General features: G+C 69.3%; 12 protein-coding genes and 1 pseudogene. 12 read left to right on the top strand and 1 reads right to left on the bottom strand.

Features of this window, described 5'->3' with window-relative positions:
* Positions 1–422: 422 nt before the first annotated feature.
* The 10 genes from ABS361_15475 (at position 423) to ABS361_15430 (ending at position 10,785) form a co-directional block, all read left to right on the top strand.
* Complete coding sequence (locus ABS361_15475; GenBank protein ID XBY43479.1) at positions 423–1,394, top strand: BMP family ABC transporter substrate-binding protein; 972 nt, start codon at positions 423–425, stop codon at positions 1,392–1,394.
* Between the two features lie 177 nt (positions 1,395–1,571).
* Positions 1,572–3,134, top strand: coding sequence for an ABC transporter ATP-binding protein (locus ABS361_15470; GenBank protein XBY43478.1), 1,563 nt, complete (start codon positions 1,572–1,574; stop codon positions 3,132–3,134).
* Positions 3,131–4,237 (top strand): ABC transporter permease, encoded by a 1,107-nt coding sequence (locus tag ABS361_15465; GenBank protein XBY43477.1) that lies wholly within the window; start codon positions 3,131–3,133, stop codon positions 4,235–4,237. Before ABS361_15470 ends, ABS361_15465 begins: the two co-directional genes overlap by 4 nt.
* On the top strand, positions 4,234–5,208 hold the full coding sequence (locus ABS361_15460; protein XBY43476.1) for an ABC transporter permease: 975 nt from the start codon (positions 4,234–4,236) through the stop codon (positions 5,206–5,208). Before ABS361_15465 ends, ABS361_15460 begins: the two co-directional genes overlap by 4 nt.
* Complete coding sequence (locus tag ABS361_15455; GenBank protein XBY43475.1) at positions 5,208–5,675, top strand: cytidine deaminase; 468 nt, start codon at positions 5,208–5,210, stop codon at positions 5,673–5,675. Before ABS361_15460 ends, ABS361_15455 begins: the two co-directional genes overlap by 1 nt.
* On the top strand, positions 5,672–6,484 hold the full coding sequence (locus ABS361_15450) for a purine-nucleoside phosphorylase (protein ID XBY43474.1): 813 nt from the start codon (positions 5,672–5,674) through the stop codon (positions 6,482–6,484). Before ABS361_15455 ends, ABS361_15450 begins: the two co-directional genes overlap by 4 nt.
* 59 nt (positions 6,485–6,543) lie before the next feature.
* Positions 6,544–7,305 (top strand): deoxyribose-phosphate aldolase, encoded by a 762-nt coding sequence (deoC, locus tag ABS361_15445; protein ID XBY43473.1) that lies wholly within the window; start codon positions 6,544–6,546, stop codon positions 7,303–7,305.
* 10 nt (positions 7,306–7,315) lie between these two features.
* Entirely contained in the window at positions 7,316–8,626 is a 1,311-nt protein-coding gene (gene deoA, locus ABS361_15440) for a thymidine phosphorylase (protein ID XBY43472.1), read from the top strand.
* A gap of 25 nt (positions 8,627–8,651) precedes the next feature.
* Positions 8,652–9,866: a phosphopentomutase gene (locus tag ABS361_15435; protein XBY43471.1), complete on the top strand. Its 1,215-nt coding sequence runs from the start codon at positions 8,652–8,654 to the stop codon at positions 9,864–9,866.
* A gap of 58 nt (positions 9,867–9,924) precedes the next feature.
* Entirely contained in the window at positions 9,925–10,785 is an 861-nt protein-coding gene (locus ABS361_15430; protein XBY43470.1) for a DUF1989 domain-containing protein, read from the top strand.
* A gap of 14 nt (positions 10,786–10,799) precedes the next feature.
* On the opposite strand, the gene ABS361_15425 is transcribed toward ABS361_15430, so the two are convergent.
* Positions 10,800–12,050 carry a DUF1688 family protein gene (locus ABS361_15425; protein ID XBY43469.1) on the bottom strand — a complete coding sequence of 417 codons (1,251 nt, stop codon included), beginning with the start codon at positions 12,048–12,050 and terminating at the stop codon, positions 10,800–10,802.
* Between the two features lie 305 nt (positions 12,051–12,355).
* Here ABS361_15425 and upp point away from each other — a divergent pair.
* A pseudogene (gene upp, locus ABS361_15420) lies at positions 12,356–12,990 on the top strand (uracil phosphoribosyltransferase).
* Between the two features lie 41 nt (positions 12,991–13,031).
* Positions 13,032–13,946, top strand: a complete 915-nt coding sequence (locus ABS361_15415) for a ribokinase (protein XBY43468.1) — start codon at positions 13,032–13,034, stop codon at positions 13,944–13,946.
* Positions 13,947–13,981 lie beyond the last annotated feature (35 nt).

Below are 13,981 nucleotides of genomic sequence, written 5' to 3'. Positions count from 1 at the left end.
TTTCAGGCAGCGGGCTCCTGGCCGATCCTCCCCTCGTTTCGAGTCGTGCGTGCCGTCGTCGATCCCATCGGCGAACGTCGCTCGACTCACGTCGTTGACGCTACAGATGCCTCATGATTACGCATGATGCGAAAAGAGGCAAAGCCTATTTCGCATGTCTCGTCTGCGGATATTGTTCCGCCCGGTCGTGTGACGGTTTGGTTAACGCGCGGTGCCATGCGCATTGCGCCGTATGCCCGTGCAGCCTGCGCCGCTCTGTGAACAGATTTTGACCAAGCGTTAAAAATTTCCAGATCGCCCTTTCGGGAAGTCATTCGTCCTGCCAAACTGCCTCTCGGCCGCGATGTCGTTCCCGACGCGAGCGCGGCCGGCAAGAGAGTTATCGAGGGGAGTCCAGGATGAAGTCGCGGTTGCTTTGTGCGATGGCAATGGTGGGTGCGCTGGTCGTACCGGCCTTCGGTGAGGACATCCAGCCCGCGGTGCTCTATGACCTGGGCGGCAAGTTCGACAAGTCGTTCAACGAGGCGGGCTATGCCGGCGCCGAGAAGTTCAAGAAGGACGCGGGTGTCGAGTACCGCGACTTCGAGATCCAGAACGACGCTCAGCGCGAACAGGCGCTGCGCAACTTCGCCCGCCGCGGCAACTCGCCGATCGTCGCGATCGGCTTCAGCCAGGCGACCGCGATCGAGAAGGTCGCCAAGGAGTTCCCGAACATCAAGTTCGCGATCATCGACATGGTCGTCGATCTGCCGAACGTCCGCTCGATCGTGTTCAAGGAGCAGGAAGGCTCCTATCTGGTCGGCCTGCTCGGCGCGATGGCCTCGAAGTCCGGCAAGCTCGGCTTCGTCGGCGGCATGGACATCCCGCTGATCCGCAAGTTCGCCTGCGGCTACGTGCAGGGCGCCAAGGCCGCCAACCCGAAGGTCGAGGTGTTCCAGAACATGACCGGCACCACCGGTGCCGCCTGGAACGACCCGGTCAAGGGCGGCGAGCTCGCCCGTTCGCAGATCGAGCGCGGCGCGGACGTGGTCTATCACGCCGCCGGCGGCACCGGCCTCGGCGTGCTGCAGGCCGCCGCCGACGCCGGCAAGCTCGGCATCGGCGTCGATTCCAACCAGAACCACCTGCACCCGGGCAAGGTGCTGACCTCGATGCTGAAGCGCGTCGACGTCGCGGTCTACGATGCGTTCAAGGACGCCAAGGACGGCAAGTGGTCGAATGGCGTGAAGGTGCTCGGCCTCGCCGAGGGCGGCATCGGCTGGGCGCTCGACGACAACAACAAGGCGCTGATCACCCCCGAGATGAAGGCCGCGGCCGACAAGGCCGAGAAGGACATCATCGCCGGCACCGTCAAGATCCACGACTACATGTCGGATCAGAAGTGCCCGTTCTGATCGCGTGATCGAGCCCCGGCGCGCCGTCTCGGACGGTCGCCGGGGCTCTTCGTATCCGAAGCTTCGTTCGCCCGCGGCGCCGCTCCCGCTCGACCCCGCGCCGTCGAGCCGCTAGATCGGGCGGTTTCGCGGGACCCGCTCGCCCAACCCGCCGCAAAAGGCCATTCGGATCGTTTCATGGTGGTGACGCTGGTCGAACCCGATCGGACCCCGCGCGTCGAACTGGTCGGCATCGACAAGCGCTTCGGCCCTGTCCATGCCAACCGCGACATCCATCTCGCCTTCGCGCCCGGCACGATCCACGGCATCATCGGCGAGAACGGCGCCGGCAAGTCGACGCTGATGTCGATCCTCTACGGCTTCTATCAGGCCGATCGCGGCGAGATCCGCGTCGAGGGCCGGTCGGTGCAGATCCGCTCCTCGGCGGACGCGATCCGGCTCGGCATCGGCATGGTCCACCAGCAGTTCATGCTGGTCGAGACCATGACCGTGCTCGACAACGTCATGCTCGGCGCCGAGGGCGGCGCACTGCTCAACGAGGGCCGCCGCAAGGCGCGGGCGAGCCTGAAGCGCCTCGAGCAGGAATACGACCTCAAGGTCGATCCGGACGCGATCGTCGGCGACCTCTCGGTCGGCGAACAGCAGCGCGTCGAGATCCTGAAGGCGCTCTACCGCGGCGCCGAACTCCTGATCCTCGACGAGCCGACCGCCGTGCTGACGCCAGCCGAGGTCGAGCACCTGTTCAGGGTGCTGCGGCGGCTGCGCGGCGAGGGCAAGACCGTCGTCGTGATCACGCATAAGCTGAAAGAGATCAAGGCGGTGACCGACGTCGTCTCGGTCATGCGCAAGGGTGAGCTGATCGCGACCTGGCCGACCGCCGACACGACGGTGGAAAAGCTCGCCGAGGCCATGGTCGGTCGCCGCGTGCTGCTCCGGGTCGAGAAGGGCCCGTCGATGCCGGGCACGAAGCTCCTGGAGGTCGCCGATCTGGCCGTGCGCGACCGCCGTGGGGTCGCGCTGGTCGACGGCGTGTCCTTCGACGTGCGCGCCGGCGAGATCGTCGGCATCGCCGGGGTCGCCGGCAACGGCCAATCTGAGCTTCTGGAAGCACTCGCCGGCATCCGGCGCGCGTCGTCCGGCGCGATCCGTCTCGCCGGTACCGACGTGACCATGGCGGACGCAGCCGAGACGCGCCGTCTCGGCCTTGCCCATATCCCAGAGGACCGGCACCGCATGGGCCTGGTGCTCGCCTTCGCGGCCTGGGAGAACATGGTGCTCGGCTACCAGGATGACCCGGTCTGGGGCCGCGGGCCGCTGCTCGAGCGCTCGCGCATCCTGCCCGTCGCGGCCGAGCGCTTCGAGCGCTACGACATCCGTCCGCGCGATCCGGAACTCCGTTCGGCGCTGTTCTCGGGCGGCAACCAGCAGAAAATCGTCGTCGCCCGCGAGATCGAGCGCGACCCCGCCGTGCTGCTGGTGGGACAGCCGACCCGCGGTGTCGACATCGGCGCGATCGAATTCATCCATCGTCGCATCATCGAACTGCGCGACCGCGGCAAGGCGATCCTGCTCGTCTCGGCCGAACTCGACGAGATCCGCGGCCTGTCCGACCGCGTGTTGTGCATGTGCGGCGGCCGGATCACCGGCGAGTGCCGGCCCGACACCGACGAGAGAGAGATCGGTCTGATGATGGCCGGCGTCGCCGACGAACGGATCGTCGCGGCCGGAGGTGCGCGATGAGCACACCGCGCCGCGCCCTGCCGCCGCTGGTCGACTATGGCCTGCTGCCGCTTTTGAACCTGACCGCTGCGTTTCTGGTCGCCGGCCTCGTCGTGCTGGTGATCGGCGAGGATCCGATCGGCACCGTGAAGATCATGCTCTCCGGCAGCCTCGGCTATGCCGAGGGCATCGGCTTCACGCTCTACTACACGACCAACTTCATCTTCACCGGCCTTGCGGTCGCAGTCGCCTTCCATGCCGGCCTGTTCAACATCGGCGCCGAGGGACAGGCGACGGTCGCGGGCATCGTGGTCGCGGCGCTGTGCCTGACCTTCGACGGCGCGCCGTGGTGGCTAGTGTTCCCGTTCGCGCTTGCCGGCGGCATGCTCGGCGGCGCGGCCTGGGCCTTCGTGCCCGCCTGGGCGCAGGCCCGGCGCGGCAGCCACATCGTCATCACGACGATCATGTTCAATTTCCTCGCCGCGACGCTGATCGTCTATCTGCTCGTCAACGTGATGGGCAAACCCGGCGCCATGTCGCCGGAGACGCGCACCTTCGCCGAGGCGACCCGCCTGCCGCTCTTGCGCGACCTCGTCGCGCCGCTCGGCTGGGATCTCGGCCAGTCGCCGCTCAATCCGATGATCTTCGTGGCGATCGTCGCGGTCGCGGTGGTCTGGGTGCTGATCTGGCACACGCGCCTCGGCTACGAGATCCGCACCGTCGGCTTCAACCCGACCGCCGCGGCCTATGCCGGCATCGACGCCGGCCATGTCGTGATCGCCGCCATGCTGATCTCCGGCGCGCTCGCCGGTCTGGTCGCGGTCAACGAGGTGATGGGCGTGCAGAGCCGGCTGGTGCTCGAGTTCGTCGGCGGTGCCGGCTTCGTCGGCATCGCGGTCGCGCTGATGGGGCGCTCGCACCCGTTCGGCGTCGTGCTGGCGAGCCTGCTGTTCGGGGTGCTCTATCAGGGCGGCGCCGAACTCGCCTTCGAGAAGCCCAAGATCACCCGCGACATGATCGTGGTGATCCAGGCCTTGGTGATCCTGTTCATGGGGGCGCTCGAACACATGTTCCGCCCGGCGCTGGAACGGATCTTCGCGAGAAGCGGGGAGGGGGGACGATGAGCGCCGAATTCCTCGATGCGCTGATCTCGGTGCTCGGCTCCTCGATTAGGCTCGCCGTGCCGCTGCTGTTCGCCTGCCTCGCCGGCCTGTGGTCCGAACGCTCGGGCGTGGTCGACATCGGCCTCGAGGGCAAGATGCTGTTCGCGGCCTTCGCGGCGGGAACCGCGGCCTCACTCCTGCACTCGCCCTGGGCCGGGCTCGGCGCCGGCATCCTGGTCGCGATCGCCCTGTCGCTGGTGCACGGCTTCGCCGCGATCACCCAGCGCGGCAACCAGATCGTCTCGGGCGTGGCGATCAACTTCCTCGCCGCCGGCATGACCGTGCTGCTCGGTCAGGCCTGGTTCCACGAGGGCGGCCGCACGCCGCAGCTCGCCAACACCGAGCGCTTCCTGTCGATCGAACTGCCCGGCGCCGGGGCGTTCCGCGACACCGCGCTCGGCCACGTCTACGCCGAGGTGATCTCGGGCCACAACATCCTGGTCTACCTCGCCTTCGTCTGCGTGCCGCTGACCGCCTGGGTTCTGTTCCGCACCCGGTTCGGGCTCAGGCTCCGGGCCGTCGGCGACAATCCGCACGCGGTCGACACGGCCGGCGTCTCGGTCGCGGGCCTGCGCTATGCGGCAGTCGTCGTCTGCGGCGTGCTGTGCGGCTGTGCCGGCACCTATCTGGCGGTCGCGCAATCGGCCGGCTTCATCCGCGACATGACCGCCGGCAAGGGCTTCATCGCGCTCGCCGCGCTGGTGTTCTCCAAGTGGCGGCCGGTGCCGGCCATGTTCACCTGCCTGCTGTTCGGCTTCCTCGATGCGCTGGCGAGCCGGCTGCAGGGCACGCCGCTGCCCGGCATCGGCGTCGTCTCGGTCCAGGTGTTCCAGGCGCTGCCCTATGCCTTGACGGTCGTGCTGCTGGTCGGCCTGATCGGTCGCGCCGTGCCGCCGAAGGCCTCCGGCATCCCCTATACGAAGGATCGGTGATGCCCATGTCGGCTACCGCCACCCCTGTTCCGGCCCTCGCGTCGGTCGATACATCGCTCGCCGCCCTGTTCGAGGCAGCGAAGACGGCGCGCGAAAAAGCCTACGCGCCCTATTCGCGCTTCCTGGTCGGAGCGGCGATCCTAGACGGGCAGGGCGGCGTCCATGTCGGCTGCAACGTCGAGAACGCCGCCTATCCCGAGGGTACCTGCGCCGAGGCCGGCGCGATCGCGGCGATGATCATCGCCGGCGCCCGCGAGATCGCCGAGATCGCGATCGTCGGTGGTCGGGAGGGGCGCCCGCTCGAACTCTGCCCGCCCTGCGGCGGTTGCCGGCAGAAGATCCGTGAGTTCGCCGGCCCTGATGCACGGATCCATCTCTTGGCCACCGATGGTTCGGTGCAGACGCTCTCCCGCGAGGCCCTGCTGCCGCATTCCTTCGGTCCCGACAACCTCGGAGACGCGCCTTGAATGCCAACCAGACCGCCGCCATCGTGCGCGAATGGGCGCCGGGCCTGACGCCGAAGCTCGGCATCGTGCTCGGCTCCGGCCTCGGCGCACTCGCCGACGATGTCGCGGGCGCCGTGCGGCTCCCCTATGCCGACCTGCCCGGCTTCCCGCGCTCCGGCGTCTCGTCACACCGCGGCGAGCTGGTGCTCGGCCACATCGGCGAGGTGCCGGTCGCGGTCTTTGCCGGCCGCGCGCATTACTACGAGCGCGGCAATCCGCGCGAGATGGCGGTCGCGATCGCGACCTTGAAGGCGCTGGGCGCCGATACGCTGGTGCTGACCAACGCCGCCGGCTCGCTCAGGGAGGACGTCGGCCCCGGCTCCGTGATGCTGATCACCGACCACATCGCCTGGTCCGGCATGAACCCGCTGATCGGCGTCGAGGACGACAGCCGCTTCCTCGACATGGTCACGGCCTACGACCGCGGGCTGCAGGATGCGGCGCGCGCGGTGGCGATCGACACCGGCGTGCCGCTCGCCGAGGGCGTCTACATGTGGTTCTCCGGCCCGTCCTTCGAGACGCCGGCCGAGATCCGCATGGCGCGCCTCATCGGCGCCGACGCGGTCGGCATGTCGACGGTGCCCGAGGTGATCCTCGCCCGCCACGTCGGCCTGCGCGTCGCCGCCCTGTCGATGATCACCAACCTCGGCGCCGGCATGACCGGCCTGCCGTTGTCGCACGACGAGACCAAGGCGGTCGCCGCCGAAGGTTCCGAGCGCATGCGCCTGATGGTGACGCGGCTCGTCGCCCGGATCGGGGCAGGGGCGTGATGGTGGCTGAACGCGTATAATCGAATTCCAAGAACAAACAGAAGCGACCCGCAAGAGCCATGACCGATCTCTCCTCCGTCGCCCGCCGGGCGCTGCCGCTGCTCGATCTGACCGACCTCTCCGACGGCTGCACCGATGCCGCCATCGATGCGCTCTGCGCCCGGGCCGAGACGCCGGTCGGCAATGTCGCGGCGGTGTGCGTCTTTCCGGCTTTCGTGGCCCGCGCCAAGAAGACCCTCGCCGGCACGGGCATCGCCGTCGCCACGGTGGTCAACTTTCCGGCCGGCGGCGACGACACCGTCGCGGTCGAGGCCGAGACCGACAAGGCGCTCGCCGACGGCGCCGACGAGATCGACCTCGTGATGCCCTACCGCGCCTTTCTCGCCGGCCGGCCGGGCTTCGCCGAGACCCAGATCGTCCGCGTCAAGCGCCGCCTCGGCGCCGCGCACAAGCTGAAGGTCATCCTGGAGACCGGCCGCCTCGTCGAGCCCGCCGCGATCCGTGCCGCGTCCGACCTCGCGCTCGGCGCCGGCGCCGACTTCATCAAGACATCGACGGGCAAGGTCGACGTCAATGCCACGCCGGCCGCCGCCGAGATCATGCTGACCGCGATCCGCGACAGCGGCCGGCCGGCTGGCTTCAAGGCCGCGGGCGGCATTCGCACCGCGGCGGACGCGGCCGTCTATCTCGATCTCGCCGATCGGATCCTCGGACCCGATTGGGCCTCGGCCCGCACGTTCCGCTTCGGCGCGAGCGGCCTGCTCGACGATCTCCTCGCGCAGCTCGGTCACGGCGCTGCCGCGAAACCCTCCGCCTACTGAGAGACCGCTCATGCTGCCGCAGGAAATCATCCGCAAGAAGCGCGAGGGCGGCACCCTCGACGAGGCCGAGATCGCCTTCATGGTCGAGGGCCTGACCAAGGGCACCGTCACCGAGGGCCAGGTCGCGGCCTTCGCGATGGCAGTGTTCTTCCGCGGCATGGCGCTGTCGGAGCGCGTCGCGCTGACCAGGGCCATGCGCGATTCCGGCACGGTGCTCGCCTGGGATCTGCCCGGCCCGGTGCTCGACAAGCATTCCTCGGGCGGTGTCGGCGACAACGTCTCGCTGATGCTCGCCCCGATGGTCGCGGCCTGCGGCGGCTACGTGCCGATGATCTCCGGCCGCGGCCTCGGCCACACCGGCGGAACGCTGGACAAGCTCGATGCGATCCCCGGCTATCGCACCCAGCCGGACAATGCGCTGTTCGCAACGGTCGTGCGCGAGGTCGGCTGCGCGATCATCGGCCAGACGGCCGATCTCGCCCCGGCCGACAAGCGCTTCTATGCGATCCGCGACGTGACCGCGACGGTCGAGAGTATCGACCTGATCACCGCCTCGATCCTGTCCAAGAAGCTCGCCGCCGGTCTCGAGGGCCTCGTGCTCGACGTGAAATGGGGCACGGGCGCCTTCATGGCGACCTTCGAGGAGGCCAAGGCGCTGGCCGAGAGCCTGCACGCGGTCGCCAATGGCGCCGGCCTGAAGACCCACGCTCTGATCACCGACATGAACGAGCCGCTGGCGGATGCCGCCGGCAATGCGGTCGAGGTCGCCCATGCGATCGACTTCCTGACCCGCCGCGTCCGCAGCCCGCGCGTCGAGGCGGTCACGGTGGCGCTCGGTGCCGAGATGCTGCTGATCGGCGGCCTCGTCACCACGCTCGAAGAAGCCGAGGCCAAGCTGATCCGCAGCCTCGACGACGGTAGCGCGGCCGAGGTCTTCGCCCGCATGGTCTCAGCGCTCGGCGGTCCGGCCGATCTGCTCGACCGCCCGCAGGCGCATCTGAAGGCCGCGCCGGTGACCAAGCCTGTGTTCGCGGCGGCGTCCGGTCTCGTCGAGGCGATCGACACGCGGGCGATCGGCGTCGCGGTGGTCGAGCTCGGCGGCGGCCGGGCCAAGGCCGCCGACACGATCGATCATGCGGTCGGCTTCACCGAACTCGTCGGCAGCGGCGACGACATCGGCCCGCATCGGCCGCTGGGTCTGGTCCACGCCGCCTCCGAAGCCGCCGCCGACCGGGCTGCGGCGGCGCTCCGGCGTGCCTATATGATCGGCACCGAGGCTCCGGCGATGCGCGCGGCGATCGCGCTGCGGATCGGGACCTGAACCGGCCAGTTGAACGGAACATCCGATGGCACGCGCCTTCTTCCTGATCATGGACTCCTTCGGCATCGGCGGCGCGGCCGACGCGGCCGCCTATGGCGATGCCGGCTCGACGACGCTCGGCCATATCGCCGAAGCCTGCGCGACGGGCGCGGGCGACAGGCCGGGCCTGCGCGCTGGTCCGCTCAGCCTGCCGACCCTCGACGGCCTCGGTCTCGGCCGCGCCGCCGAGGCCGCCTCGGGTGCCCTGCCGAAGGGCCTCGCCGGCGGCGAGCCGAGCGGGCTCTGGGCCCATGCGAGCGAGGTCTCCAAGGGCAAGGACACGCCGTCCGGTCATTGGGAACTCGCCGGCGTGCCGGTGCCGTTCGACTGGGGTTATTTCCCGCACACCGTGCCGACCTTCCCTCGTGAACTGACCGAGGCGCTGATCCACGAGGCCAAGCTGCCCGGCATCCTCGGCGACAAGCATGCCTCCGGCACCGAGATCATCGCAGAGCTCGGTGAAGAGCACATCCGCTCGGGCAAGCCGATCTGCTACACCTCGGCCGACAGCGTGCTGCAGATCGCCGCCCACGAAGCCCATTTCGGCCTCGAGCGGCTCTACGCGCTCTGCCTGATCGCGCGGAAGCTGGTCGATCCGCTCGGTATCGGCCGCGTCATCGCGCGCCCCTTCGTCGGCGAGACCGCGGCGACCTTCGAGCGCACCGGCAACCGCCGCGACTACGCCGTGCCGCCGCCGGAACCGACGTTGCTCGACCGGACCAAGGCCGCGGGCCGTGGTGTTCATGCGATCGGCAAGATCTCCGACATCTTCGCCGCCCAGGGCGTGACCCGGAAGATCCCGGCGTCGGGGAACCAGGCGCTGTTCGAGGCGACGCTGGCGGCGCAGCGCGAGGCCGCCGATGGCGATCTGGTGATCACCAACTTCGTCGATTTCGACATGCTCTACGGCCACCGCCGCGACGTGCCGGGCTATGCGGCCGCGCTCGAGGCCTTCGATCGGCGCTTGCCGGAGTTCGTCCGGGCGATGCGGCCCGGCGATCTGGCGGTCATCACCGCCGATCACGGCTGCGACCCGACCTGGCCCGGCACCGATCACACGCGCGAGCAGGTGCCGGTGCTGGCGTTCGGCCCCGGCGTTCCCGCCCGCGACGCTGGCGGCTGCCGCTTTGCCGATGTCGGCGAGACCATCGCCGCCCATCTCGGCCTCGCGCCCGGCCGGCATGGCAAGAGCCTGATCTGACACCGACGGCGTCGCCTCCGCCGGGCCGTCATTCATCCTCGAGCGAGACCGCGAACCCATGAAGCCGACCAACCCGGAATTCGCCGCTCCCGCCGATGCGGATGCCCGCCGTGCGGTCGTCCCGGTGATCTGCTATCCCGTCGATGGCCTCGCGCCGCCGGATCTCGCCGCCTACCGCGCCGCCCGCGACGGCTGGATCCTGGTCGAAATCGTGATCGCCGCGCCCCGCGATGCGGCGCATTTCCGGGTGCCTGCCGGGCACTTCTTCCGGATCGTCAGCGTCGACGGCCCGCAGGTCGGCGACCTCAATCTCTGGAACGCCGACGATGTCGCGGAGCGCTTCTTCTCCGGCAAGACGCGCGCCCTGCATGGAACCCACGTCTCGACCGGCGACCGGCTCTGGTCGAACCTGCCCCATATGCGGCCGATGGCGACCATCACCGAGGATACGCTCGACTGGTACGGCTTCGACCAATACGGCGGCTCGGTCCATGATGTGATCGGGACGCGCTGCGACCCGTACACGAATCGGCTGCTGTCGGGCGGTGACTATCACCACTGTTGCCATTCGAACCTGACCCGCGCCTTCGCCGACGCCCGTGGCGTGGCGCTCGCCGAGGCCGAGCCCCACGTCCACGATGTCCTCAACGTGTTCATGTGCACGGGCTTCACGCGTGATACCGGCCAGTACTTCATGAAGGCGACGCCGGTGCGGCCGGGCGATCATCTGGAGTTCTTCGCCGAGATCGATCTGCTCGGTGCGCTGTCGGCCTGCCCGGGCGGCGACTGCGGATCGGCGCATTCGAGCGACGCGGTCGCCTGCCATCCGCTGCGGATCGAGATCTACCGGCCGAAGGCCCCGCCGGCCGGATGGGTCTCGCCGGCGCCGAACGCCTATCCGCGGACGCACGGCCGCTGAGCGGCGTACGACATTCAGAAGATCACGCCGTCGCTCTCGACCATCAGCGGCGGCGAGCCGTCGGCGCGACGCTCGCGCGCCAGCCGCCGACCGGCGGCCCAGGTGCCGCCCTCGATGATGCAGGCGAGCGGGAAGTTCATGGCGTTGCGTGCCAGCCGCTGGCGGATCGCCGCCGCCAGCCGGTCGATCAGCGCCACGGTCAGCGCGCGCCATTCGACGATGACCTCCGAGCCGACCGTATGAACCTGCCTGAGCACGTTCGGATCGCGCGGCCGCAGGATGCCGTTGTCGATCAGCAGGCCGCCGTTGCGGTAATCGGCGAGGCTCGGCAGGCCGTCGAGATCGCGGACGTCGTGGCCGGCCCAGACGATCGGTTCGATCAGCGAATAGGCGAGCCAGAGCGTGGGCTTGTGCAGCGGCACCAGCCCTTCCGGATCGTCGGACCGCGCCAGCAGCGAATGCGCCCAGGTATCGCCGAGCGGGATGCCGCCGATCGTGAAGGTGCTCGGGAACACCGATCCGAGCGCCTCCATGAGCGTGTCCTGGATCTCCGGCGCCGGAATGCTGCCGTCCGGAAACCGGCGCAGCAGATGGTCGAGCAGGCCGCCGGGCCGGATGCCGTTGCCTGTGGCGAACAGGTCCGGCCGGGCCTCCATCGCGCGGCCGAGCCGGTTGATCAGGTCGAGACGGGTGTCGAGGCCAGGCAACGGATTGCCGGTCGAGACCTGGAAGGCGTCGGCGAGCTCCTCGCGGGTCAGCCGCGCCAGCGCGCCCGCGTCGGCGCGCAGCGGGTCGAACGGCTCGGACGAGAACGCGCCGCCGGCGAACATGACAAGACTGGCGATCGCGAGCCCTTCCGAGCGCGAGAAGGTCTCGCCCGTCACGGACTCGGCGTAGGACCAGCGCGATCCGGCATTGGCATCGATCAGCGTGCTGACGAAGGCGAGGTCGAAGGCCGCCCGGCCGAGCTCCATCGGGTCGGTCCAGTCGCGGGCACCGGCGAGCATGCCCCAGCGATCGACCTCTCCGACCTCGAAATGCCGCCAGCGCGAATGCGGCGGCACCTGCAGGGTCGGAAAGTTCGACCGGATCACGCGCACGACATAGTCGGCGGTACCGTCGATCCGCGTGGTGTCGATGGTGAAATGCGGCAGGGCGCCGTTGAGGCCGAGATCGTAGATCCGGTTGGCGCGCGCCCGGATCGCGCTCGCGGCGAACAGCGAGCGGGCGAGGCGCGCGACAGCGGGATCTGGGGCGGCGCTCATGCGCGGGCACTCGTCGTCGGCGGGAACTCGGCGGTGCGGCACACCGCGGCGCAAGATGCCGATGTCGTCGATCGAATCGGCATCCGCGCGCCGCGGAGACTGTATCTCCACGGCAGCCCTTTGAGAAACGGGCATTTTCGATTTTCGCCCGCCGAACCGTGCGCAATCGGTACATCGCCATGCGGGCGCGGTCGATCGAGGCAACGAATACGGCCAGTAAGCTGTGCCGAAACCGGCCCGTCGTCTTGCGGCGACGGTCGGGTCGGCTAAGAATTCCGCATCTGTATCGAATCCCGGGGGAAGCCATGTCTGTCGACGGCGTGACCGTCATCCATCACCCGCTGGTCCGTCACAAGCTGACGATCATGCGGAAGAAGGATACTTCCACCAAGAGCTTCCGCCAGCTGCTCCGCGAGATCTCGCTCTTGCTCTGCTACGAGGCGACCGCGATCTCGAGATGGCCGAGGTCGAGATCGAGACGCCGCTCACCACGATCATGGCGCCGGCGATCGCGGGCAAGAAGCTCGTCTTCGCGCCGATCCTGCGCGCCGGCATGGGCCTGCTCGAAGGCATGCTCGACCTCGTGCCCTCCGCGCGCGTCGCCCATATCGGCCTCTACCGCGATCCGGAGACGCTGGTCGCGGTCGAGTACTACTTCAAGGCGCCCGAGGATCTCGGCGACCGCTTGGTCATCGTGCTCGACCCGATGCTGGCGACCGCCAATTCCGCCGTTGCGGCGATCGAGCGGCTGAAGCAGCGCGGTGCCAAGACGCTGCGCTTCGTCTGCCTGCTCGCCGCCCCCGAGGGTATCGAGCGCCTGCGCAAGGCGCATCCGGACGTGCACGTCTACTGCGCCGCGATCGACGAGAAGCTCAACGATCACGGCTACATCGTGCCCGGCCTCGGCGACGCCGGCGACCGGATGTACGGCACGAAGTAAGCGCGGTCTCCCTCCCGCCTCCAACCGACCGGATCGCGCCCATGATCGTGGTGTTCGGCACCATTAACATCGACATGGTCACGGTCATGGAGCGCTTTCCCGTGCCGGGAGAGACGGTGAAGGGCCGCGACTACCAGATCTTTCCGGGCGGCAAAGGGGCCAATCAGGCGCTCTCGGCGGCGCGCTCGGGGGCCAAGGTGGCGCTGGTCGGCGCGGTCGGCAACGATCCCTTCGCCGACATGGCGCTCGCCAACCTGCGCAAGGCCGGGGTCGATCTCTCCGGCGTGCGCCGGGCCGATCAGCCGACCGGCCTGTTCATGATCGCCATCGATCCGACCGGCGAGAACCTGATGATCGGCGCGAACGCGGCCAATGATGCCGCACGCGCCGCCTGGCTCGAAGGCCGCTTCGGTCCGGGCGTGACCTTCGTCACCCAGAATTCGCTCGGGACGACGGATGTCGAGGTTGCCATCGCCATGGCGCGTCGCGCCGGATCGCGCGTCGTCTACAATGCCGCGCCGGCCGAGCCGGTCGGGCGCGAGACCTTTGCCGCCGCCGATATCGTGATCGTCAACGAGCACGAGCAGCGCCGCTACGGCGCGCTGCTCGGCATCGACGGCGAGCCTGCGAGCTTCGCCCGCGCGCTCGCCCGCGAGCTGTCGACCAATGTCGTCGTGACGCTCGGGCCCCGCGGCATCGTCGCCGCCGAGGCCGGCGGCCGGATGATCGCCGGCGCGCCGCCGCCGATCGCGGCGGTCGATTCGACTGGCGCAGGCGATGCCTTCTGCGGCGCGCTGGCGGCGGCGCTCGATCGCGGTGCGCCGTTCGAGCGCGCGCTGAAGGAAGGGCTCGCGGCCGGGTCGCTCGCCTGCCGGGAATCGGGCGCCCAGACGAGTTTTCGTGATCTCGCCGAGATCGCCGCGCTCGCCGACGGGCTCGTTCTGGTGCCGGCGTGACCATGCCACCGCCCGAAAACGGCCGCCGCCGCGCG

The organism is Ancalomicrobiaceae bacterium S20, from assembly GCA_040269895.1.
Classification (GTDB): Bacteria; Pseudomonadota; Alphaproteobacteria; order Rhizobiales; family Ancalomicrobiaceae; genus Methyloraptor; species Methyloraptor flagellatus.
Note: the sequence above shows the minus strand (reverse complement) of the source record. Positions and strands in the feature narration are given on the sequence as shown.